The organism is Paenibacillus sp. GM2FR, assembly GCF_002803325.1.
Lineage (GTDB): Bacteria > Bacillota > Bacilli > Paenibacillales > Paenibacillaceae > Paenibacillus_AQ > Paenibacillus_AQ lautus.
In genome coordinates, this window is the sequence record NZ_MKZM01000010.1 from 339,991 (window position 1) to 361,766 (window position 21,776).

Here is a 21,776-nt window from a genome sequence, read left to right on the forward strand (position 1 = left end):
AGGAGAAATCCTACTCAAGATGTTTGTACAAAGGAGTAGCCATAGGCCGGCTGCTCCTTATTGCTATTCTTATCTTATCATACCCCTTTCTAGACCTCAATAACGGATCGATTGCACAAAATACTAGTGAAAAGTTATGATACTTGCTGCGATTGAGTCCTCAAGACTACACTAGTATCATAATGAAATAGACAAACATGAAAGGGGGGACTGCCTTGAATCAGGCAAGTGGAAAGACGCAATTGGCGACGTTTGCGGGCGGGTGTTTCTGGTGCATGGTTAAGCCGTTTGACGAGCTTCCCGGTATCCTTTCCTTGGTTTCGGGTTACACGGGCGGCCATACGGAGGATCCAACCTATGAGGAAGTGGGAACGGAGACGACGGGTCATTACGAAGCTGTGCAAATCCGGTTTGAACCGGATGTATTCCCGTACACAAGGCTCCTGGACATCTACTGGCGCCTGATTGATCCAACGGATGCGGGAGGCCAGTTCATGGACCGCGGGGCGTCGTACCGGACCGCGATTTTTGTTCATCATGAAGAGCAGCGCGTGCAGGCGGAAGCCTCCAAGCGAGATCTGCAGCAAAGCGGGCGGTTCAAGGGAAAGATCGTGACACCGATCCTGCCGGCAGGACCCTTCTATCCCGCAGAGGATCTTCACCAGAATTACTATAATACCCATCGTTATGACTACAACCGGTATTATGAGGGCTCCGGCCGAGCTTCTTTTGCCGAGCGGCATTGGAATCGGAAGCAGGACAAGGCAGAACTGGAGGGACGTCTTACTGCGCTCCAGTATGCAGTGACACAAGAAGGCTTGGATGAGCCTGCTTATGATAATACGTATTGGAATAACACAAGCCGGGGGATTTACGTGGACGTGGTGAACGGAGACCCGTTATTCAGCTCAACCGACCAATATGACGCCCGAACGGGATTGCCGGCTTTTATGAAACCTCTGCATGAGGGATATATCAGCAAAAAAGGAGATCTTCGCGGCGGCAAGGTACGCACTTCGCTCTATGGCAGATTGTCCGGCTCTTACCTCGGTCACCTGTACCATGACGGGCCTCCGCCTGGCGGTTTGCATTATCAGATAAACTCTGCGGCGCTGCGTTTTGTGCCGGAGGAGGAGATGGTTCGGGAAGGGTACGGTGAATTCGCGCGGCTGTTTGAGTAGAGCAAGCCGGCAGATACCGTTTTCGTCAATATGTCGCTCCCCATGTTCTTCGTAAACTTCCCCTATACTTATTCTCTCCCATCCACTCCACATATGGCTCCGGTACAATACCTATTAGGCAAGACTCATGCTTGCGTCTAGTGCGGAAAGGGGTGACGTTGTTGAATACGATTCATATTCACAATGGTGTACAGATGAGAGGGCTTGTTACTTAAGTTGAAGTGAAGTCCTCTTTAGGCTGTAGTGGGAGGAAAAAGAGTAGATGATGAAGTTAACGACGATGGTTCGTGGTGTTCGCGGAGATGCTGTAGCACGCGAGCTCATCCGCAACTGGGAGTTTGACGAAGGAACGCTGAAATTCTGGCGGGCCAGCTCCAACTTTGTGTATGTTTTTGAGAGTGATGGAGAGCGACATTTCCTCAGGTTTAATTATGAAGAGGAGAGCACGGTCGAGCAGATGACGGCCGAGCTGGAATTCATGCGGTATCTGATAAAGAACGGATACCCTTGCGTCACGCCGGTTTCGTCCGTAGACGGCAATTGGATCGAAACGGTTCAGGCGCCCGAGGGGCATTATCACGGCGTTGTGTTTTCCGCTGCTGCAGGGATTGCATTAGATGGCAATCTCACGGCGACCCAGTGCAAGGATTGGGGAAAATCGCTCGCGAGGCTGCATACGCTTTCTAGCGAATATGAACCGGGGACCGTAAAGCGAAAAAGCGCAGAGGACATCTTGCGCATGATCGATCAGGTGCTGCAGCGGCATCCCGAGGAGCAGGATGCTGTAGAGGAGCTTCACCGGGTTAGCCTCTGGCTGCAATTCATGCCATCGTCGAGACAGACGTATGGCCTAATCCATTATGACTTTCAGTTGGATAATATCTTTTATGAAGCAAAGGAACACTCGTTCCGCGTGATCGATTTTGACGATGCCATGTACCACTGGTTTGCGATGGATATCGTGACGGCTCTTGCGGATACCGAGTCGGAGGATGAGAAACGGGCTTTCCTGAGAGGGTATCGTTCCATCCGCAGTTTGGATCACGAGTTGGAGGGCGAGTTTCCAAGATTTCGCCGATTCGGTCGGCTGTACGGATTTGCCAGAGTGCTGCGTTCCCTGGAGGACAGCGATTTGACGGATGTTCCCCCTTGGTATGAGGGGCTACGGATGAAGCTGCTGCGCTACTGCGAGAACGATAGGCAGGGGTTTAGGAAGCCGTGGTAAAGGTCCGAAAGTAGTGAAGGAGACAGTCGCTTTGGGATGATCGAGCCGGATAAGCACATCGCTTACGCTGGTCATCGACTGCGAGGCTTACGTGACCGTGTCGCCAGTAGGGACACGATATTGCGGCCGCTCCGGCCAGGCATTGCAGCTATATAACAAAAAGGTTAGGCAGAGGGCATGAGTGCCCGATCTGCCTAACCCTTTTTTCTTAAACGTCAACCATACAAATACGATTTCACATCCGGCCCGAGGTAGGCTCTCCATACAATGAGATTGTAAGGATCGTCCCAGTCGATGTTCTGCGGCTCCTCGAACATGCGGTGCAGGCGGTTATTGTTGAAGATGATCGAGCCGCATTGGTCAAAAGCCACTCCGTCTACCCACAGCATTCTGTCATCGGACAGCAGCTTGTTGAACGAGCGGGTGTACGGTGAATAGTAACCGATCCCTTTGCCTTCGAGCATGGTGTAGAACACATGGCCTTTATTGTCGGCATGCATGCCGTCGGTTGTCGTTCCTTTGCTGCCCAAGGTCTGAACGGAATCCCGGATGATCGCATCGGGAATATTGAAATTCCGCAGCAGCCCTGTATCGATAGCGTACAGATTGCGTCCCGTTACCTGGCAGTAGAATAGCGTTCCGCGATCCGCGGATAGTGCTATGCCATCGGCGCCGACCCGAATCGGCTTGCTGCGGTATACCGGCTCGGTATCGATCTCAAACCGGAAACGGGGCACGTCCTGCGTACTGTAATGACTGTCAAGGACGCGACGAAATTCCTTTGTTCTCATATTGTAGACGATGATTCCCCCATAAAGCGGATGGTCCGGCCAGCCGGAGCCCGAATCGGTAATATAGGCATAACCGTTTCGGTTATCTACCACGATGTCGTTTAGAAACGACGTACGGGGCGGGGCGATATCATCCGGAATGATAATGGAATCGAGCAGGCGGTTAGCGCTCAGATCCCAGATGACCAGCTTTTGCGAGCCCTCGGGGGAAGTATCATATGCGATTTTTCCTTGATCCAGAATCCACATCCGATGATGTTCATCGATCTCGTAACCAAGGACGGATTGCAGCATCCGCACATCTCCCGGCGTATTCCACTCCCAGCTTGGAAAAGCCTCCAGCACAGGCTTGCCGTTCACCATCACAATGGTATTCAGCGTAGCGGGAATGCCTTCCGCCCAGCGCGGAACCGATACGTAGAAGCGTCCCTGCCGGTCTACTTTGATGCCTGCGGGCATGCAGTGCTTCCAATGCTGATGCTCCTCGAATCGCTGCTTCATTGCAGGATTTGGGAAGTTCCAGTCCAGGCGGTTCCAGTGGAAGAGCATCTGGTACGGACTTGTATAGCCATGGACTTGCTTGCAATGAGGGGCGGCAGGCTTCTGCCACTGGCCCCCCATGGAATAATGCGGTACAACCATTTCAAGACCTCCCGATCACATGCTCGGTTCATCCATTACGGCAGCGAAGTGTATCCTTCGCGCGTAGTCCTCTGAGTTAGTTATATGCCCAGAGAGATGGATTGGCGCCGAATATATTTACGAGAGAGGTCTTGTTTCAGATTGCCTGTTACACTTGCAGAACCTTAATCAGATTCGTGTTACCGGATTGACCGATCGGCACGCCGGCAGATAATACGATAATGTCGCCTTTTTCGATGTAACCTGTCTTGATGGCATTGCGGGTCGCGGATTCGAACATTTCGTCCGTCGTTGTGACTTTGTCGCCTTTTACCGGAATGACACCGGAGAGCAAGCAGATCTTGGCCAGCACTTCTTCATGCTGCGTGACCGCGATAATCGGTGCTTTTGGCCGATACTTCGAAATCATCCGCGCCGTAAATCCGCTCTCCGTTGCCGTAATGATAGCTTTGGCATTCAGCACGAGGGAGGAGCTAACCGCACCCTGACTAATAACCTCGGTAATATCGGCTACTTGCTGTCTGGATTTGAAAGCGAATTGATCTTTATAATCGATCATCGTTTCGGCCCGGCGAGCGACTGCCGCCATCGTACGCACGGATTCCACCGGATATTTGCCTGCAGCGGATTCGCCCGAGAGCATGACAACGTCAGCGCCCTGGATCACGGCATTAGCCACGTCGCTCACCTCGGAGCGGGTTGGACGGGGATTGACTTGCATCGATTCCAGCATGTGCGTGGCCACGATGACCGGTTTGCCGGCCAGGTTGCATTTATCGATCATTTCTTTTTGCATCATCGGCACTTCTTCGATCGGCACTTCGACGCCAAGGTCGCCGCGGGCAACCATGATTCCGTCGGATGCTTTAATGATGTCGTCGAGGTTCTCCATGCCCTCTCCGTTTTCGATCTTGGAGATGATCTGTACATGCTCCGCGCCGCGTTCCTTCAGGATGCTGCGAATTTCCCGGATATTATCGCCATGGCGCACGAAAGAAGCGGCAATGATCTCAATGTTGTTCTCCAGTCCGAACCCGATATGCATGACGTCGCGTTCGGTAACCCCGGGCAGCGTCGTTTTGATCCCAGGCAGGTTGACGCCTTTGCGCGGTTTGAGGACGCCGCCGCTGATGATTTTGCAAAGAATGTCCGGTCCGTCGACGCGAATAACGTTCAGGTCCACGAGGCCGTCATCGATCAAGATACGGTCGCCCGGCTTAACCACTAGATTTAATTCGGCATAATTGACCGAGATGCGTTGTGCATCGCCCAGAATTTCTTCGGTAGTCAGGATCAGCTCCTCACCTGGCTTTAGCGTGCAGGAAGCCTCTTTCAGCTTGCCGATCCGTACTTCGGGTCCTTTAATGTCCATCATGATGGGTACATACGTGTTTAATTCGGATGCGGCTTGGCGAACATTCCGAATGCGGGTCACGTGATCCTCCGGCTCGCCATGTGCCATATTCAATCGGGCGACCGTCATACCCTCCTGAATCATGTTCTTTAACAGCTCGATGGAATCGCACGCGGGTCCCATCGTACAAATAATTTTTGTTTTTAGCATGGCTGTTTGTTCCTCCTTTGTAGTTGCACTCTTCATTTTTTTACAGCATTCGAGCTTTATTCAAACTCCCTAATGATCACATTGTAGCCTGTCTTGTCGAATCGTGATATGAACTATAGTACAATGAATGGATTATAGTATTGCAATTGAGGTGGGTTATGATCACTCCGGTTGAAGTAAGGCAAATGAGTGGTGTCGACTGGTATGAAGAAGCTGACAATGAGAATAGAGCATGGCGCTTAAGCCTTATGACATATGGAAAATGCGTATATTGGGTGAATGGCGATAAGCAGATTATGGAGAAAGGGGAATTGCTGCTTATTCCAGCCGGTGTTCCGTATTATGGCAAAAGCATCCCTACCGTGACGCACACGCAGATCGTCGTTCAATGGACGGAAGGTGCATCGACGGAATTATCCGTGCTGGATCGGAAAGAAGCCTTGAAGTTTAAACCGGGTGGTTATGAGTTGATCCGCGAACGGTTGAAGGTGATCCATCAGCAGTGGCAGGAACGCCCATCTTATTATGTTTTGATGATAGAAGCATTATTGACAGAAGTGTTGATTTATATCAGTCGTGAACTGGACAAGGGCGTCATCACGCCGGAGAAGCACTTGCATGTGGAACGGATGAAGTCCTATATTGAGCGGCATTACCGTGAGAAAATAACGAAAGAGGAGCTGGGCGATGCCATCGGCAAAACCCCGAATTACGCAGCGGTCCTCTTTAAAAGCGTGACGGGGCAGACCATCAGCCAGTACGTGCACGCCCAGCGGATGAAAAGGGCAGTATATTTGTTAACGGAATCGCAGCTGACGGTACAGGAGATTGCCGTATTTCTCGGATACCAGGACCTCTCCTACTTCTATAGAATTTATAAACGGGTCACCGGCAGCGCGCCATCGGATTTATTGAATGAGCGTCCACGAACCGTATAGGATATATCAACGAAAAAAAGAGGGCTTTCGCCCTCTTTGGGTGATTGCTATTTTATTGAGCAGCGTCATTTTCGAATAACTGCTTCACATACTGCCGCAGTTTATTTTTATCTACGCCGAGCACTTGTGCCCGGCCGACTTTCTCGTTTGTCAGCAGGGAGAATGGGGGGAGCTGCTGTTGGTCGATTTTATCCAAATTCACATCAAAACCCAGAGCCATCAGCTTCAGCATTTCTTTGGGGCTTAAGTCGGTTTCAATGTATGGCGCGATGGAATCAAGGATGCTGGGCAGCTTGATTAATGAGCCCGTGGTCTGCATTTTCTTGGCAACCTCCGTCATGAGAATCCGCTGTCGTTCCGTACGGGCAAAATCGGATCTCGCATCGTGCCGGAACCGGACGTATTGGAGCGCCATTTTGCCGTCGAGATGCTGCAGCCCTTGTTTTAAATCGATGTCGTACATATGCTTGTCCGCTTTGCTTGTGTAATACATGTCTTTCTCAACCTCGATATCGACTCCGCCAATGGCATCGACCAGGGCGATGAATCCGACAAAATCGGTGTAAACATATTTATGTATGGGCAGGTCCAGCAGATCACTGATGGTTTGTCTGGTCAGCTCGATTCCGCCGTAAGCAAATGCCGAATTCAGTCGTCCTTTCCCATGGCCGGGGATGTCTACATAGGTGTCCCGCAAAATCGAGAATAAATGGGCTCTTTTCGTGACAGGATCGATGGAGGCCACCAGCATGGTGTCGGATCTGCCGGCATCGTCTCCCCGGGAGTCTCCTCCAATCAGGAGAATATTCATGCGTTCTTTACCTTCCCACTTGGGTATTTCGATGATTTCCTCCGACACGGCGCCCGAGGTTTCCGCCTGCTCCGCCGAATTCGAAGCGGTCGAAATTTGGTTTGAGAATTGTATGATAGCGTAGGTATAGTACGAGATAATCCCCAAGATTCCAACGGATAATAAGAGCATGGTGTATTTTAACCATTTCCTTTTCATAGTTCCTATAACATCCTTTCTGTTTTACTAACTGCATAATTGACCATTCTAGCAAAATAACGAACAAAAATCATATTTTCTCGTGAGAAGCGAGATTAAAGATTCCATAAACCTCAAAAGAAATGACTTCGTTGACTCTCCTCCAAGGGGAGACCTTAAACTGGAAATCGAAGGAGGGAACAACAGTATGTTATACACGGTAAAAGAGGTTTCAGAGCTGTCCGGGGTTACTATTAAAGCGCTGCATCATTATCATAAACTCGGTTTGCTCTTGCCTGCCGAGATCAGCGAGGCGGGATATCGCTTGTACGGCTCGGATGAGCTGGAGCGATTGCAGCACATTCTGTTTTACAGGGAAATGGACTTTCCGTTGGAACAAATCAAGGTACTGATGGAGGAAACCCCTGAGCGGCGGAAGATGCTGTTACTACAGGAGAAGCTGCTGATGGATCGCGCAGATCGATTGAAGGCAATTCTAAAAACCTTAAGAACATCCTTAACCAGTACGGAGGAGGGAAAGCGCATGGAGCCCCAAGATTTGTTCAAAGGCTTTGAAAGTGAAGAAGAATGGAAGGATGCATTGACAGAGCAGAATCAACATCTGAAAGAGCGGTATGATGTGGATTTGCTTGAGGGTGAACCTGTCGATGTTTCAAGCATGAACGAGCAGGCAAGGGAAGCGGCTGCTTTTATGGCAGGCATGGCGAATGCGTTGAAAACGGGGATCAAGCACGATGATGTGCGAGTACGGGATTCGATTCGGGATCATCTTCGGTTTATGAATGAGCAGGGCCATTCCTTTACGGCTGCAGATTTTGCGGATCAATCGAGGTTTTTCCTGAGTGATGACTTTCATCTCCGGATGCTGGAGGAGCAGCAGACGGGGCTGGCCTATTATCTGCATGCGGCTGCGGAGGCGTATGCGCATCTGACGTATTTAGGGTGATTAAGCCGCGCGGGTCGCGGCTTTTATTCTTTTTAAGGGTACATAGAATCGAGATCATCATGGTGAATTACAGTTTCATATCGATCGAACCGGGTAAGAAATACTCGGACTTACCATCACTATACGAAGGAGGACGACTTTGATGTTTATTCATATGAAAGAGCTTCAATTCCGGGCAAAACCTGAGAAGCCGGATCCGGTATATGCAAGAAAGCTTCAAGAGGTGCTGGGTGGCCAGTATGGTGAAATGTCCGTTATGATGCAGTATCTTTTCCAAGGATTTAACTGCCGGGCAGACCGGAAATATCGGGATATGCTGCTGGATATCGGAACCGAGGAGATTGGTCATGTCGAGATGCTGAGTACGATGATAGCCCAGCTTCTTGACGGTGCTCCTGCGGATCAAGTCGATGAAGCGGCGAAGGATCCGTTGATTGCCGCCGCACTCGGAGGCATGAATCCTCAGCATGCCATCGTATCGGGATTGGGCGCGACGCCGACGGACAGCAACGGTTATCCCTGGAACAGCAAATACATCATCGCGAGCGGAAATCTGTTGGCTGACTTCCGTGCGAATCTGAACGCGGAGTCCCAAGGCTTGCTCCAGGTCGTACGCTTGTACGAGCAGACGACGGATCCGGGTGTCCGAGACATGTTGTCCTTCATGATAGCCCGCGATATCATGCATCAAAATCAGTGGCTGGCCGCGATCGAAGAGATTGAGGCCATTGAAGGCCCGATTGCTCCTGCTTCGTTTCCGCGCGAACGTGCCGTAGAAGAAGCTACCCGCCAGTTCATGAATTTCTCCGTAGGCGAGGAGAGCAGTGCGGGACGCTGGGCGAACGGACCGCTGCCAGACGGTACCGGCCATTTCGAATACGTGGCAAATCCGACAGCATATGGCGACGCCCCCGTATTAAATCCTGCCGCCAAACACCAGCATTCCACGCTTGGCACAGGTCCATATGTGGTGAATGAAGGAACCCAGAAGTAGTGTTTAATATTTTAGAGATGGGTTAAATACATGACATAGCAGCAACAAAAAACAACTTAGGAGTGATGAACAATGGCTAACAACAACGGTAGCAAAATGAGCAGAGAAGAAGCGGGACGCAAAGGCGGCGAAGCAACGGCCAAGAATCACGACAAGGAGTTTTATCAAGAAATCGGCCGTAAAGGCGGAGAAGCCACATCAGAGTCCCATGATAAGGAATTCTATGAGGAAATCGGTCGCAAGGGCGGAGAATCCAGAGGCAATCAAAACAATAACGATTAAATCAATCTACAATCCAAAAATAGCAAGCTTTTAAAAAGCAGCGGCGGTTCTCGTTGAAAAAACGGAATCCGCCGCTGCTTTATTTTTGAGCTAACCGTAACCGCTGAGCCCGGCGTGTGCCGGACGCTGTCAGGCTATCTTGAATTTAAGTCCATCGCGCCGCCCACAGCTTCATTTCCTTGCAGATGACATGCAGGTCCATGCCTTTCGGCGTCAGCGTGTATTCCACCGTAACCGGAACGGTAGGGAATACTTCGCGTTCAAGCACGCCCTGTTCCTCCAGATGGCGAAGCGTCGTGGTCAGTGCCCGCGGACTGACATTCGGGATTTGCCGCTGCAGCTCGCCGAATCGTTTCGTGCCCCCAAAGAGCTCGCGGATGACGAGAAATGCCCATTTCCCGCCTAAGACCAGCAGCGTTTTTTCGATATTACATTCGATATGATCGGGAGTTTTCGGTATGTAACTGCTCGATTTATTACCCATAACGGTAGGCTCCTTCCGGTATTCTATTAACTATACTCAAGTATATCAGCTATCCTTCTTATAATATAGTGAAGAACATTTCACTTCTTCCCTGAGAATAGGAACTACTATAAAATAGCAAATGTAGCATCCAAGTTATTCTATTGAAGGAGGATTTGCCATGAAATACAGAAGATTAGGACGTACAGGTCTCAAGGTCAGTGAGATCAGCTTGGGAAGCTGGCTTACATATGGTGGTTATGTTGAACGCGAGAATGCGGTCAACGCGATTAAAACGGCCTATGATCTTGGCATTAACTTTTTTGATACGGCGAATGTCTACGAGAAGGGCGCAGCCGAAGTGTTGGTTGGCGAAACCTTGAAAGCGTATCCGCGCGAGTCTTACGTGCTGGCGACCAAGGCATTTTGGCCCATGGGCGATGGCCCGAACGACCGCGGCTTGTCCCGCAAGCATATTATGGAGCAGGCGCATGCCAGCTTGAAGCGGCTTAACCATGATTACGTGGATATTTTCTACTGCCACCGTCATGATCCGGAAACGCCGCTTGATGAGACGCTTCGGGCGATCGATGACCTCGTCCGCCAGGGGAAGGTGCTCTATGTCGGCGTCAGTGAATGGCAGGCATCGCAAATCGCGGAAGCGTTGACGGTAGCGGATCGCTACCTGCTCGACCGCATTGTCGTTAACCAGCCGATCTACAATATGTTTGAGCGTTACATCGAAAAGGAAATCATTCCGCTGAGCGAGCGTTCCGGGATTGGGCAGGTGGTATTCTCACCGTTGGCACAAGGTCTGCTGACAGGTAAGTATACCTCCGCTTCCGATATTCCAGAGGACAGCCGTGCCGCGAAGCTGGAATGGATGCGCAAAGGCATTACCGAGGAGAAAATCGCGAAGGTTCGCGAGCTGGAGAAGATTGCGGCAGAGCTTGAGGTATCCGTAGGTAATCTGGCGCTTGCCTGGATTCTGCGCCAGCCGAACGTAGCCAGTGCGCTTGTCGGCGCAAGCCGTCCGGAGCAGGTAACCGAGAATGCGAAGGCATCCGGTATCGAGCTTAGCGAAGAGGTTCAGGCTCGGATTGAAGAGATTTTGAAGTAGGGAGTCATGCTAAAACACATAAAGCCTTCTCAACAATTCGTTGAGAAGGCTTTATTACGTTGTGTTTACCCCAACCGATAAGTCGCGAACGGCTTGGCATGCACAAAGTCGTCGCTGATTTCATCCAGGCTGGAACCCAGTGCCTCATCGACCTCAATCTCCAGGCTCTTCAGGTTATCGTCCAGCTGCTCGGTTTTCGTAGCGCCGACAATAACGGTCGAGACGGCAGGGCGATTCATCAGCCAGGCTAGGGACAGGGCGCTTGGGGAATGACCATGCTCTGCAGCCAGCTGACTGACCTGCTGCCCGAGTTTCAGATTGCGATCTTCCAGGAAGCGATTGAAGTTGGGGTCCGTTTCCGCACGGGAGCCGGCAGGCGTGCTTGCGCCCTGACCGTATTTGCCGGTGAGAATGCCGCCGGCCAGCGGGAAATACGGGATGATGCCGACGCCCTGATCAAGGCAGAGGGGGACTAGCTCTAGTTCCGGCGTCCGGTCGGCGAGGGAATAACTCGTTTGGGTGGATACATACCGGGTGTATCCGCGCAGCTCGCTGATCCCAAGCGCCTTCATAATTTCCCAGGAGGCATAGTTGGAAGCGCCGATATATCGGACCTTGCCCGATGTTACCATGTCGTCCAGCGTACGCAAGGTTTCCTCAAGGGGAGTATTGGGATCAAACGTATGGATCTGATACAGGTCCACATAGTCGGTTTTCAGCCGCTTCAAGCTGTTCTCCAGCTCTTGCTGCAGATGATAGCGGGAGGAGCCTCGTTCGTTCGGCCCTTGGCCGTTCACAAGACCGGCTTTCGTAGCTAATACAACGTTATGGCGTTTGCCGGCAAGCGCTTGTCCAATGATGCGCTCGGATTCCGAACCCGCGTAAATATTGGCGGTATCGATGAAATTGATGCCATGATCCAGTGCATGGTCTATGATGCGGGTGGATGTTTCTTGATCGGCTCTTTTGCCAAAAGCATTCGTTCCAAGACCGAGCACCGAAACCTTCAGTCCGCTGTTGCCAAGACGACGGTAGTTCATCTTGATCCACTCCTTTATGTATAGATTTCCTATAGTATAAACATGTTCCCGGAATCGGTTCAAATGGATCGAGCGCGAAAGAAAGATATAGATGTAAGATTCTACATCTTTTTTCGACAATATCTAAAAAAAGTGATTAACTTCCATCCCATCAAATGGTAATATGGTCTTAGGAGAAAAGATTCGGATTAGCCATGGGATATACTACATAAGAACTACTTCAGATGTTGGAGTACGACTTCTTTTTTCACTAATCGTTGGAGTGTGAATCATGAAGATTTATCTGAAAAATGATGCTGGGGTAACTAAACAAGTAAAGGTAGGCTTTAGCTGGACGACGCTGTTCTTTGCCTTCTTCCCGGCTTTGTTTCGAGGCGATCTGAAGTGGGCAGTAATCATGTTTATTATCTCTGCCGTCGTCGGTCCATTTACGTTGGGAATAGGAGCTTGGATTAGCGGAATCATATTCTCATTCGTGTATAACAAGATTTACATTAAAGAACTGTTGGAAAAGGGGTATCGCCCTGCCACTGAGGAAGCTCGAGTGGTTCTCGAGAGTAACCACATTATTGCGAGAGTAGCATAGTTTTATTTCATGCATAAAGCCTGGACCCTGAGTGAATCTTTCATTCAAAGCTCCAGGCTTTACTGTTTCTTTAGCCTAATCGATGAAGAAGTTTGTGACTAAAATCTAAAGTTGCGCAAATAGCCTTAGGGCTCCTTGCGATTGGCCAAATATTACGATAGGATAGTTACGTACGATTTGGAAGGGGGATTATCATATGAATGAAGCGATTTTTAACCAATTGGATTTTGCCAGAGGAGCGACACTAAAGTCGATCGAAAATGTAACGGAGCAAGAGGCTGATATCATCCCGGAAGGATTTGCGAATAGCATTCGCTGGAACTTGGGACATATCTACACCGTGCATGAGCAGTTCGCTTTTGCAACGGCCGGCGAGCAGCCCCGTCTTCCGGAAGGATTCGAGGCTTGGTTCGCAACCGGAACCAAACCTGCCGATTGGACGTCGAAGCCGCCTGCACTGTCCGAACTGGTGGAGCTTTTGCAGGAGCAAACGACCCGTATCCGCGAAACCTTCTCGAATCGCCTGGACCAAGCGTCGGCTCATCCGTTGACGATCGGTCCCTTGACGTTCCAAACCGTGGGAGAATTCCTTGTGTTCAGCTTGTATCATGAAGGAATGCACACGCAGACGATCAAGGCTTACAGAAAATTGATAAAGTAATACGATGAACACGAAACGATAGAAGGATTGCGCATCCCTTCTATCGTTTTTGTTTGTCGCTGCGGTGATCGATCCTTATAATGGAATCAGCACAGATGGGATCATCGATTGGAGGATATGACGATTATGGCGATTGAAATCGAACGCAAATACCTTTTGGAGGCTTACCCGGAAGACTTGATATCGGAAGGAACCATCGTGGTCGAAAAAGAGCAGTTCATCGAGCAGACGTATTTGGCGCTGGATAGGGATCAGGAGCTTCGGGTCCGCAAAATAACGGATTTGAAAACGGGTCAGCTTGAATTCACCCATACGTTCAAAAAAGGGTGGGGGATTGCCAGGGAGGAAGTGGAGTACGCGATTTCCGAAGGACTCTATGACCAAGTGGTGAAGGCACATGGCGCAATTCCGCTGACCAAGAGACGGGTAACCGCCCGATGGGGCAGCACGATCATCGAAATCGATGATTATGCGCAGATAAGCTTGCTGGTGCTGGAAGTAGAGTTTCCTTCCATGGAAGCTGCAGATGGCTTTGTCCCGCCGGCATGGTTCGGACAAGATATCAGCACGGATAAACAATACAGCAACAAGAAGGTATGGCGGGATCTGCAGCTGCAAGCAGGCAGGGGAGCCTAACGGATATAGTCACGAAAGGAATGGCCGACATAGGAAACGCATGCAGCTAGGATGTGGATACTGCGCTTTCTCATATGATTGTAAGAAAGGCTCTTCGCGGGTGGTCATGTTTGATCGCTCGCAAGAGCCTTTTTTATGGCATTCAGCCAAAATCCTGTAGTAAGGCGAACAATATTTGACGATTGCAGGGTGTTTTGAGCAGCGATCGACTTTTTTTGACAAGAGTATTGTAAACGGTTTATTATTATAATATAATATTATCATGATAATTAATTATTATATCGCAAGTGATGACACACATAAAACATGACGGTTTATCAGAGAAGGGAGAGGCTCTTCATGAATGGAAACCAGCAGCTGCTTGAAAGCTATTTTCCGATTGCTTCTTTTATCGCGGCGATCATCGGACCTCAATGCGAGGTGGTCGTTCACGATATCAGCGATCCGGAACGCTCCATCATCTTTATCGAGAACGGCCATATTAGCGGACGCAGGGTCGGCGATGCCTCGACAGACCTCGTATTGAAGATTTTGAAGGCGGAGGCCTACCGCGAAGAGCAGTTCATCGCGAACTACAAAGCTTCCAGCGCGCGGGGGCAGACCTTCCGATCGTCTACGTATTTTATTAAGAACGGGAGCGGCGAGCTGGTCGGCCTTATGTGCCTTAACATCGACATCACGCATATGGAGGTTGCGGCCGACTGGATCAACAGCATTTTGCAGGGAGGATCGCTTACGCCGCCGGCAGCCCTGGATGCACCCAAGGAGGACAAGCCGTCCACCGAATACCTGCAGGGGAACGTGGACGATTTGCTTCAGCACATCATCCAGACCGTCCTAGGCAAAATCAGCATTCCGGCGGACCGTTTATCTTCGAACGAGAAGATCGAGATTGTGAAGGAATTGAACGAGCAGGGCGTATTTCTGCTGAAGGGCGGAGTTTCCAAGGTTGCCGCGGCTTTATCCATATCGGAGCCTACCGTGTATCGCTATTTGCAGAAGCTGAAATAAGCGGCTTGTACCTTAATATTCAAGTAGTGCATCTTGAAACAATGGAAGGTGACATCATGACATATAACTTTGACAAGGTCGTCAGCCGGTTTGGCACGAACAGCGCAAAATGGGACGGGATGGCGCAGAGCATGGGGAGCGACATGATCGCTCTCTCCGTGGCGGATATGGATCTACCGGCTCCGCCCATGGTGGTAGATAAGGTGGCAGAGGCAGCGCGTCACGGCATTTACGGATATACCGATCCGTTTCCGCCTTACTTCGAAGCTGTCCGTACCTGGCTCGATAAGGCCTATGACTGGCAGGTCGAGCCCGATTGGATCGTATTTTGTCCGCGCATTGTGCAAGCCGTTTCGGTCATTATTCAGAATTTCACGGAAGCCGGAGACGGAATTCTTGTCCACACGCCTGTTTATCAGCCCGTTGCGAAAGCGGTTACGCTAAATGACCGGATATTGGTTGAAAGCCCGCTAAGGCTTGTAGACGGAAGGTATGAGATCGATTTTGACGATATGGAACGGCGGATGCAGGAAGGGGTCAAGATGGTCCTGCTCATATCCCCTCACAATCCGGTGGGCCGCGTATGGACGAGGGATGAGCTTGAACGCATGGCGAAGCTTTGCATCCGGTATGACGCACTGATCGTGTCCGATGATATTCATGCTGATTTCATTCATGAGGGACACGAGCATACCATCATCGCCAAGCTGTCCGAAGAGGTTGCGAATCGTTCCATTATCTGCACGTCACCGGGCAAAACCTTTAACCTGGCTAGTCTCGAAATCGCTAACATTATCATTCCGAATGCTGCGCTTCGGGAGCAGTTTAAGCACGGTCTGCTGCAGGCGGGGATTCATAATCCCACATTCTTCTCCGTGCCTGCACTGGAAGTCGCATACACATCGTGTGATGAATGGTTAACGGAACTTCGAGCTTATATCAAAGACAACATTGCTTATGCCCGAACTTTCATAACGGATCATATGCCTGAGCTGGCCGTGATCGAACCAGAGGGGACATATTTGCTGTGGATCGACTGTACGGCCGTGAGCAGCCATGAAAAGGATTTGGTGGAGTGGATCCAGGAAAAAGCGCGCGTCAGCGTCAGCTTCGGTTCATCCTTCGGTCCTGGCGGTGAAGGCTACATCCGGGTCAACGTGGCTGCGCCGCGCCCTGTCTTGCAGGAAGGCCTGAAGCGGCTTGCCGCGGCTTATCCGCTGCATCGTTAACAACCAAAGTTTAAGAGATCAGAAGGAATAAACTTCAAAGGCTCACCATCCTTATCTCGCAAGAAAAACTTCCGCTATATGCGGTCTGTCTTCTGAGAAGGTACGTCGATAGAGGTTTTCTTATTTACATCCAGGGGGAATGCATAATGGTTAAGCCAAAAGAGGAACGAACGATAAAGCAGCCGACCATGTTTCTGGCGCTGCTTCCGATTTTTACGATGGTGATTTTGCTGTGCCTTGGTTACGTATTATTTGAGCTGCCGCCCGAACCGCTGATTATTGTATCAGCCATTGTCGCAGGCCTGATTGCGATCAAGCTGGGTTACAGCTACAACGATATATTGGAATCCATCTCGCAAAAAATTGCGAAAACCATGCCCGCCATCCTCATTCTGATTGTGGTCGGATTTATGATCGGCGCGTGGATGGTCGGCGGTACCATCCCCATGATGATCTACTACGGCCTAAAAATCATCGATCCGCAGTTTTTGCTGATTACCGCTTTTCTCGTGACGTCCGTGGTCTCCGTATGTACGGGCACCTCCTGGGGATCAGCAGGGACAATCGGGGTTGCCTTCATGGGGGTTGGCGCCGGAATGGACGCTAATCTTGCGGCTGTGGCGGGTGCGGTTGTAGCGGGTGCTTACTTCGGGGACAAGCTTTCGCCCCTTTCGGATACAACCAACATCGCGGCTTTGTCCACTGGCGTTAATCTGTATGAGCATATCGGCCATTTGCTGTATACAACGCTGCCGTCCTTTTTCGTGGCGGGGATCGTATACGTGGTCACAGGATTGAACACGCATGTGTCCAGCACCGGGGTTCCCGAGAAGGTGACGGAGATCATGAATACGATGGCAACGATATACGATTGGAACGTGCTTTTGATCCTGCCCGTGCTGATTGTCCTGTACGGCTCGATCACCAAGAAACCTACGATTCCCGTCATGCTGCTGTCATCGTTCGTGGCCATGGCGAACGGCATGATATTTCATGGCTTTACGCTGCAAGACGTAGTGACTTCGGTTGTAAGCGGATTCGATATCGCGATGGTTCATGTTAGCGGTTTTGATCCGAACGCCGTCATTGCGGACATTCCGCGCCTCATTAACCGGGGCGGCATGAGTTCCATGATGGGGACACTGCTCATCTGTTTCAGCGCGATCACATTTGCCGGCACGATATCGCTGACCAAATCGCTGGAGCTGATTGTCGATAAGCTCTTAAAGCATGTGCGTTCCACGGGATCGTTGATCCTGGCCACAATTGCAACAGGCTTGACCATGATCGGTGTGACCAGTAACGGGCAGGTCTCCATTCTGATGCCGGGCGAGATGCTCCGTGAGGCTTACATCCGGCGCGGTCTCCATCCGAAGAACCTGGGGCGTACGGTGGAGGATTCCGCCGCCATTACCGAACCGATTCTGCCATGGACGGCAGCGGGTGCCTATATGGCCGGTACACTGGGCGTAGCGACACTATCCTATTTACCTTGGGCGGTGCTGTGCTGGACTGGCATTATTTTTGCGACGATCTGGGGTTTTACCGGGTTCGGTATTGCGAAGCTTACCCCCGAGCAGCAGGAGGAAATGCTAAAGGAATACGAAAAAGCCGCATAACGGGAACCGGAACTAGCCTCATGCGGATGATGCAGGAGCTGCATCGGTCCATTCATGCAGGATGGATCAGGAACTGTATCGCTCCAATTCATGCAGGATGAATCAGGATGGATATTTCTTTGGAACTAGGCAACAAATCATTAATATATATGCGTGAATCTATGCGCTAAAGAGGAGAGAACACCATGACACAACTAGAGAGAAAAACCATCGCAACCCAGCAGGCTCCAGGAGCAATCGGCCCTTATTCCCAAGCCGTGCAATACGGAAATCTTCTGTTTACATCCGGCCAGCTTGGTATGGATGCGTCGGGGCAATTCGCGCCGACGGTAGAAGAACAGGCGAAACGCTCCCTGCTTAACGTGAAAGCGATCCTGGAAGCTGCCGGCTTCGGCATGGAGCATATCGTCAAGACGACCGTCTTCCTGAAGGACATGAACGATTTTCAAGCAGTCAACGAGGTGTATGCTTCTTTCTTTGCCGAACCGTATCCGGCACGGAGCGCCGTAGAGGTTGCCCGATTGCCGAAGGATGGTCTTGTTGAGATTGAAGTGGTAGCCAGCAAGCCGTAATAATAAGCGCTCTTCGAGGTAACTGAACATAAAGTTATAAATGAGGTTGCAGCCAAACGGCCGGGCATTATGCCCGGCCGTTTTGTTTAAGCGACTGAAGTATCTTTGTTTATTTCGTACGTCCATAATGCTTCCCGTAAGACAGAACCTTATAGTACAGGCTGTGATCTTTTAACGTTTTGAGCGGATAAATTTGAGGTCTGGTGTTAACCTCGAGAATCCAGGGTCTTCCGCTTGCATCCACGGCGACATCCAGTCCCAGTTCCTTGAAGCCGCGATAGTGGCGGTCAAAATTTTTGCCCACGGCAATCCCGAGTCCCTTGAGTTCGGACTCGAGCTGCTGGGTGAAGGCCGGGCCGAAATTGGCACCGCTCATCGTCTTTTTGAACGTGCCGATGGAGCCGCCCTGATTATAATTGGTGGCGACTTTGTTCGGTTTGCCCACCTTCGTGAATAGGGCGGTGCTGACCCAGGTGCCCTGCCTAGTCTTCTGGACCATCACCCGGATATCGAACGGCTTGCCATTGCTTTTGGCCAAGCGAATTCCTTTTTGCAGGAGATAAGGTCTGCTCCCCGCAAAGCGATTCAGATCGCGGTACAATTGAGATGAGCTTGAGTACGACGTTTTCGTCGTGTTCAGCTGGCATGTGTAGCCCCTGTCTGTTTTGCGAATCCGGATAATGTTCCTGCCGCCTGAACCATCCGTGGGTTTACAGAACACTGTGGAGTAGCTAGCCAGCATGGAATTCAGGTTTTTTTTGCTGAACGGCAGCGTGTGCGGCACGTACTGCCTGAAGTAAGCATCTTCGTTTAACCATTTCGTTTTCTTCCACTTGCTTTTGATGGTACTGCTTTTATAGCTCATAGTTAAGAGGCTCACCTCTCTTTTTTTGTTCAGCATATGCGGAAAAAGTAGAGCAAGCCTCCACGATGGCCTTGAGCCAAGCTATGTGCTCGAAAACAATTTTTTATCGAAAAACAATAAGGTGATAAATAAAACTGCTGCGACAAGCAGAATCGACGCCGGAATGATAAAGGCCAGCAGGGTTGCCGTATTCTGCGTCTGATAATACATCAGCATGCCGAGAGGCATGATCCCGCCCCCGAGAATACTCGTCCAGAAGTGCAGCGCGGCCGTCTTTCTCATACTGAGTTTTTCTCGAAACACGTAGTAGAACATGCCATAGGCAAATAAGGTCAGCCAGCCTACCACCAGAATATGGGCGTGGCCTGCAACCATGCTGTAGTTGCTTTTTCCTGCCATGTCCGCTCCGATCAAAGCGCCGATGAGCATATAGATTGCGGCAATCCGCATCAGCCACTTGCTGTATTTCAACATGGATAAATCGCCCCCTTGGATCTGAATCAGTCCCAATATACAAGAGTTATATGAACGGAGCATGAACAAAACAGGAACGGAATTGAACAGGGGAACGTCATCTACTATAATCAAATAGATCTGATCTAGAAGGAGAGAATTTCCAGGTGCGAAGCCCACTCATTGCTTACTGTCTTTCGAAGAAAGCTGCGGTCGAGGACTATCCGTTCGGACCGCTTCCGATCGTCATGAAGGTTGGCGGCAAAATGTTTGCCCTGATTACCACAACGGCAGGAGAGAAGGTCAGCCATATTTCCCTGAAATGCGATCCGGTGATCGCGGAGAATTTACGCCAGCAGCATGAAGCCGTGCAGCCCGGGTATCATCTCAACAAGAAACATTGGAATACGGTTGCCGTGGATGGTTCCTTAACGGAGGCGGACCTCCACGATATGATTGATCATTCCTATGATTTGGTGCTGAAAAGTTTACCGAAAGCTCAGCGCGTTGCGATCTCTCAGCGGCTGGTATGAGGCCTGCTGAAACGAAGCATCGCCCTGTGGCAGTGGAGGCAGAAACATCCATTTGCCAGAGGGCGACTATTAGATGATACCATCAAATATGTTCCAGCCTATCCGTGAGACCGGTTTCGTATCAGAAGGGTCTCATTCCCAAAGTATCTACTTTCTCACCGGTAATATCAACGCCCATACGGCTTGTAATATCTCGGTAATGGCCGGCGCGCCGCTGTACCGGGCTGCCCTCGGTTTCACCGAGGTTGGCTTCCAAGCCGTTCAAGACCATCACGGTCGTGCCGAAGCCGGGATCGCCCAGCCCTCTGAACTTCTCGAGCGGGGAAGGCTTCCATCTGCCAACCATCACGTCATGGGCGGAAGGCTTCGGGTCCTGCGGCGTCATCCAGAACAGGATGGCGGTCATGTAGCCGATCTTGCCGTCAGCGGCAACGATCTCCGGATGGTCCAGCAGCACGCTTTTGTCTCCATAAATGATGGAACTGAACAGGCCGTAGTTGAAGTTCCAGCTGAGCATGATCGGTCCCCGTCCATAATAGCGTTTGCCTGGTGTTCCGGGATACAGCTCAGCGCTGTCAGGATCGACGAAGGCATCCTTGTTGACGCCGGTCCGGCCGGCGATGTTCTCGTTCCAGAACAACCCCCAACGGAGCGGTCCTCCCGGAGCGGTCGCCCAGCCTCCGCCCGTCTCGTGGGACAGATTGGCGAGGAAGGCTGCCAGCTCGCGCTTGCGGTCCTTCTTGAAGCCTTCCTTCAGGAAAGTGCCACCGTCAATGATAACGGTTTCAATCGCTTGGTTAAGGTTCTCAGCCGCATGGAAGTCAGCTGAACGCACAACGAGTGTTTCAACGCGGGCGTCCTTGTCTAATCGGTAAATCTCCTGCGCGGAAGGGGTTCCTTGCCGCGTGTTGATCTTGATCTTCAGATTGGAGACCTCCGCGACCGCGTGGATGAGATTATCGTATGAGAAATAGTCCGTCTGATCGGCTTTGTAGTATTCTTTGCCCTTGGCGACTTTATACCATTCCGCCGAACCTAGCCGGTAAGGGAACAACGCCTCGAAATCTTCCTCCGAGAGCAGCGCTTTAACGGCTGCGATCGCCTTCTCCGGTGTGTAATCCGGATCGAGCCCGTCCCAGTTCTGGTCGATCTCCTTGCGGCTGATTAGCCGGTGCTCCCCGATCGCCAGGGAACGGATGGGATTCTCCGTGATTTGTGCTGGACCCGAGGGGCTGGATTGGGTGCTGGATGGCGTTTTCGTTGGTGATGCCTCGGCTTGGGGCGCTTCATCTGCTGCAAAGGCATGAAGCGGGGTCATGAGGAGCGCAGCGCCGAGGGCTGCAATCATACTTCGCTGGATCATGCTGCGAGATAACGGATATTTCCATACGGTCATACACATTCTCCTCTATATCA

22 protein-coding genes and 1 pseudogene are annotated in these 21,776 nt (G+C 50.9%); 15 read left to right on the forward strand and 8 right to left on the reverse strand.

The annotated features are described in order from the left end of the window. Positions 1-215 precede the first annotated feature (215 nt). Both msrA and PAEVO_RS26620 read left to right on the forward strand, forming a co-directional pair. Positions 216-1,181, forward strand: a complete 966-nt coding sequence (gene msrA, locus PAEVO_RS26615) for a peptide-methionine (S)-S-oxide reductase MsrA (protein WP_100540510.1) — start codon at positions 216-218, stop codon at positions 1,179-1,181. 262 nt (positions 1,182-1,443) lie between these two features. Further along, on the forward strand, positions 1,444-2,406 hold the full coding sequence (locus PAEVO_RS26620) for a phosphotransferase enzyme family protein (RefSeq protein WP_100540511.1): 963 nt from the start codon (positions 1,444-1,446) through the stop codon (positions 2,404-2,406). Positions 2,407-2,621: 215 nt separating this feature from the next. Here the strand turns inward: PAEVO_RS26620 and PAEVO_RS26625 are convergent, their stop codons facing one another. Next, positions 2,622-3,839 carry an L-dopachrome tautomerase-related protein gene (locus PAEVO_RS26625; protein WP_100540512.1) on the reverse strand — a complete coding sequence of 406 codons (1,218 nt, stop codon included), beginning with the start codon at positions 3,837-3,839 and terminating at the stop codon, positions 2,622-2,624. Positions 3,840-3,987: 148 nt separating this feature from the next. Then, positions 3,988-5,403: a pyruvate kinase gene (pyk, locus tag PAEVO_RS26630; RefSeq protein WP_100540513.1), complete on the reverse strand. Its 1,416-nt coding sequence runs from the start codon at positions 5,401-5,403 to the stop codon at positions 3,988-3,990. A 158-nt stretch (positions 5,404-5,561) separates the two neighbouring features. On the opposite strand from pyk, the gene PAEVO_RS26635 reads away from it, so the two are divergent. Continuing rightward, on the forward strand, positions 5,562-6,341 hold the full coding sequence (locus PAEVO_RS26635) for an AraC family transcriptional regulator (protein WP_100540514.1): 780 nt from the start codon (positions 5,562-5,564) through the stop codon (positions 6,339-6,341). A gap of 52 nt (positions 6,342-6,393) precedes the next feature. Here PAEVO_RS26635 and PAEVO_RS26640 read toward each other — a convergent pair whose 3' ends face one another. Further along, positions 6,394-7,350, reverse strand: a complete 957-nt coding sequence (locus tag PAEVO_RS26640) for an LCP family protein (protein ID WP_100540515.1) — start codon at positions 7,348-7,350, stop codon at positions 6,394-6,396. Positions 7,351-7,537: 187 nt separating this feature from the next. On the opposite strand from PAEVO_RS26640, the gene PAEVO_RS26645 reads away from it, so the two are divergent. The 3 genes and pseudogenes from PAEVO_RS26645 to PAEVO_RS26655 all read left to right on the forward strand — a co-directional run. Next, entirely contained in the window at positions 7,538-8,296 is a 759-nt protein-coding gene (locus PAEVO_RS26645) for a MerR family transcriptional regulator (RefSeq protein ID WP_100540516.1), read from the forward strand. Between the two features lie 142 nt (positions 8,297-8,438). Beyond that, positions 8,439-9,290 (forward strand): manganese catalase, encoded by an 852-nt coding sequence (locus PAEVO_RS26650; RefSeq protein ID WP_100540517.1) that lies wholly within the window; start codon positions 8,439-8,441, stop codon positions 9,288-9,290. 72 nt (positions 9,291-9,362) lie between these two features. Next, positions 9,363-9,569: pseudogene (locus PAEVO_RS26655) on the forward strand (KGG domain-containing protein); the annotation flags it as partial. Positions 9,570-9,717: 148 nt separating this feature from the next. Here the strand turns inward: PAEVO_RS26655 and PAEVO_RS26660 are convergent. Then, a complete protein-coding gene (locus PAEVO_RS26660; protein WP_100540519.1) occupies positions 9,718-10,056 on the reverse strand; it encodes a winged helix-turn-helix transcriptional regulator in 339 nt (112 codons plus the stop codon). A gap of 160 nt (positions 10,057-10,216) precedes the next feature. Between PAEVO_RS26660 and PAEVO_RS26665 the strand changes: the two genes are divergently transcribed. Further along, positions 10,217-11,155 (forward strand): aldo/keto reductase family protein, encoded by a 939-nt coding sequence (locus tag PAEVO_RS26665; protein ID WP_100540520.1) that lies wholly within the window; start codon positions 10,217-10,219, stop codon positions 11,153-11,155. Between the two features lie 65 nt (positions 11,156-11,220). Here PAEVO_RS26665 and PAEVO_RS26670 read toward each other — a convergent pair whose 3' ends face one another. Beyond that, positions 11,221-12,195 (reverse strand): aldo/keto reductase, encoded by a 975-nt coding sequence (locus tag PAEVO_RS26670; RefSeq protein ID WP_100540521.1) that lies wholly within the window; start codon positions 12,193-12,195, stop codon positions 11,221-11,223. Between the two features lie 271 nt (positions 12,196-12,466). On the opposite strand from PAEVO_RS26670, the gene PAEVO_RS26675 reads away from it, so the two are divergent. The 7 genes from PAEVO_RS26675 to PAEVO_RS26705 all read left to right on the forward strand — a co-directional run bounded on the left by PAEVO_RS26675 (position 12,467) and on the right by PAEVO_RS26705 (position 18,509). After that, positions 12,467-12,781 carry a hypothetical protein gene (locus PAEVO_RS26675; RefSeq protein WP_100540522.1) on the forward strand — a complete coding sequence of 105 codons (315 nt, stop codon included), beginning with the start codon at positions 12,467-12,469 and terminating at the stop codon, positions 12,779-12,781. 196 nt (positions 12,782-12,977) lie between these two features. Beyond that, a complete protein-coding gene (locus PAEVO_RS26680; RefSeq protein ID WP_100540523.1) occupies positions 12,978-13,442 on the forward strand; it encodes a DinB family protein in 465 nt (154 codons plus the stop codon). 126 nt (positions 13,443-13,568) lie between these two features. Continuing rightward, positions 13,569-14,078, forward strand: a complete 510-nt coding sequence (locus PAEVO_RS26685) for a CYTH domain-containing protein (RefSeq protein WP_100540524.1) — start codon at positions 13,569-13,571, stop codon at positions 14,076-14,078. A gap of 339 nt (positions 14,079-14,417) precedes the next feature. Further along, positions 14,418-15,089 (forward strand): helix-turn-helix transcriptional regulator, encoded by a 672-nt coding sequence (locus PAEVO_RS26690; RefSeq protein WP_100540525.1) that lies wholly within the window; start codon positions 14,418-14,420, stop codon positions 15,087-15,089. A gap of 56 nt (positions 15,090-15,145) precedes the next feature. Then, positions 15,146-16,318: a MalY/PatB family protein gene (locus PAEVO_RS26695; protein WP_100540526.1), complete on the forward strand. Its 1,173-nt coding sequence runs from the start codon at positions 15,146-15,148 to the stop codon at positions 16,316-16,318. A 146-nt stretch (positions 16,319-16,464) separates the two neighbouring features. Beyond that, on the forward strand, positions 16,465-17,937 hold the full coding sequence (gene nhaC, locus PAEVO_RS26700) for a Na+/H+ antiporter NhaC (RefSeq protein ID WP_100540527.1): 1,473 nt from the start codon (positions 16,465-16,467) through the stop codon (positions 17,935-17,937). A 185-nt stretch (positions 17,938-18,122) separates the two neighbouring features. After that, a complete protein-coding gene (locus PAEVO_RS26705) occupies positions 18,123-18,509 on the forward strand; it encodes a RidA family protein (protein ID WP_100540528.1) in 387 nt (128 codons plus the stop codon). 109 nt (positions 18,510-18,618) lie between these two features. Here PAEVO_RS26705 and PAEVO_RS26710 read toward each other — a convergent pair whose 3' ends face one another. Both PAEVO_RS26710 and PAEVO_RS26715 read right to left on the reverse strand, forming a co-directional pair. After that, on the reverse strand, positions 18,619-19,374 hold the full coding sequence (locus PAEVO_RS26710) for a YheC/YheD family protein (protein WP_100540529.1): 756 nt from the start codon (positions 19,372-19,374) through the stop codon (positions 18,619-18,621). 81 nt (positions 19,375-19,455) lie between these two features. After that, entirely contained in the window at positions 19,456-19,848 is a 393-nt protein-coding gene (locus PAEVO_RS26715; RefSeq protein WP_100540530.1) for a hypothetical protein, read from the reverse strand. Positions 19,849-19,994: 146 nt separating this feature from the next. Here PAEVO_RS26715 and PAEVO_RS26720 point away from each other — a divergent pair, with 146 nt between their 5' ends. Next, complete coding sequence (locus PAEVO_RS26720; protein ID WP_100540531.1) at positions 19,995-20,360, forward strand: MmcQ/YjbR family DNA-binding protein; 366 nt, start codon at positions 19,995-19,997, stop codon at positions 20,358-20,360. A gap of 121 nt (positions 20,361-20,481) precedes the next feature. On the opposite strand, the gene PAEVO_RS26725 is transcribed toward PAEVO_RS26720, so the two are convergent. Further along, a complete protein-coding gene (locus PAEVO_RS26725) occupies positions 20,482-21,756 on the reverse strand; it encodes a chitinase (protein WP_100540532.1) in 1,275 nt (424 codons plus the stop codon). Positions 21,757-21,776: the final 20 nt, after the last annotated feature.

Bases quoted from the DNA above. Each gene is read 5' to 3' on its own strand.
- PAEVO_RS26620 (WP_100540511.1), top strand. From the start codon at position 1,444: ATGATGAAGTTAACGACGATGGTTCGTGGTGTTCGCGGAGATGCTGTA.
- PAEVO_RS26625 (WP_100540512.1), bottom strand. From the start codon at position 3,839: ATGGTTGTACCGCATTATTCCATGGGGGGCCAGTGGCAGAAGCCTGCC.
- pyk (WP_100540513.1), bottom strand. From the start codon at position 5,403: ATGCTAAAAACAAAAATTATTTGTACGATGGGACCCGCGTGCGATTCC.
- PAEVO_RS26635 (WP_100540514.1), top strand. From the start codon at position 5,562: ATGATCACTCCGGTTGAAGTAAGGCAAATGAGTGGTGTCGACTGGTAT.
- PAEVO_RS26640 (WP_100540515.1), bottom strand. From the start codon at position 7,350: ATGAAAAGGAAATGGTTAAAATACACCATGCTCTTATTATCCGTTGGA.
- PAEVO_RS26645 (WP_100540516.1), top strand. From the start codon at position 7,538: ATGTTATACACGGTAAAAGAGGTTTCAGAGCTGTCCGGGGTTACTATT.
- PAEVO_RS26650 (WP_100540517.1), top strand. From the start codon at position 8,439: ATGTTTATTCATATGAAAGAGCTTCAATTCCGGGCAAAACCTGAGAAG.
- PAEVO_RS26660 (WP_100540519.1), bottom strand. From the start codon at position 10,056: ATGGGTAATAAATCGAGCAGTTACATACCGAAAACTCCCGATCATATC.
- PAEVO_RS26665 (WP_100540520.1), top strand. From the start codon at position 10,217: ATGAAATACAGAAGATTAGGACGTACAGGTCTCAAGGTCAGTGAGATC.
- PAEVO_RS26670 (WP_100540521.1), bottom strand. From the start codon at position 12,195: ATGAACTACCGTCGTCTTGGCAACAGCGGACTGAAGGTTTCGGTGCTC.
- PAEVO_RS26675 (WP_100540522.1), top strand. From the start codon at position 12,467: ATGAAGATTTATCTGAAAAATGATGCTGGGGTAACTAAACAAGTAAAG.
- PAEVO_RS26680 (WP_100540523.1), top strand. From the start codon at position 12,978: ATGAATGAAGCGATTTTTAACCAATTGGATTTTGCCAGAGGAGCGACA.
- PAEVO_RS26685 (WP_100540524.1), top strand. From the start codon at position 13,569: ATGGCGATTGAAATCGAACGCAAATACCTTTTGGAGGCTTACCCGGAA.
- PAEVO_RS26690 (WP_100540525.1), top strand. From the start codon at position 14,418: ATGAATGGAAACCAGCAGCTGCTTGAAAGCTATTTTCCGATTGCTTCT.
- PAEVO_RS26695 (WP_100540526.1), top strand. From the start codon at position 15,146: ATGACATATAACTTTGACAAGGTCGTCAGCCGGTTTGGCACGAACAGC.
- nhaC (WP_100540527.1), top strand. From the start codon at position 16,465: ATGGTTAAGCCAAAAGAGGAACGAACGATAAAGCAGCCGACCATGTTT.
- PAEVO_RS26705 (WP_100540528.1), top strand. From the start codon at position 18,123: ATGACACAACTAGAGAGAAAAACCATCGCAACCCAGCAGGCTCCAGGA.
- PAEVO_RS26710 (WP_100540529.1), bottom strand. From the start codon at position 19,374: ATGAGCTATAAAAGCAGTACCATCAAAAGCAAGTGGAAGAAAACGAAA.
- PAEVO_RS26715 (WP_100540530.1), bottom strand. From the start codon at position 19,848: ATGTTGAAATACAGCAAGTGGCTGATGCGGATTGCCGCAATCTATATG.
- PAEVO_RS26725 (WP_100540532.1), bottom strand. From the start codon at position 21,756: ATGACCGTATGGAAATATCCGTTATCTCGCAGCATGATCCAGCGAAGT.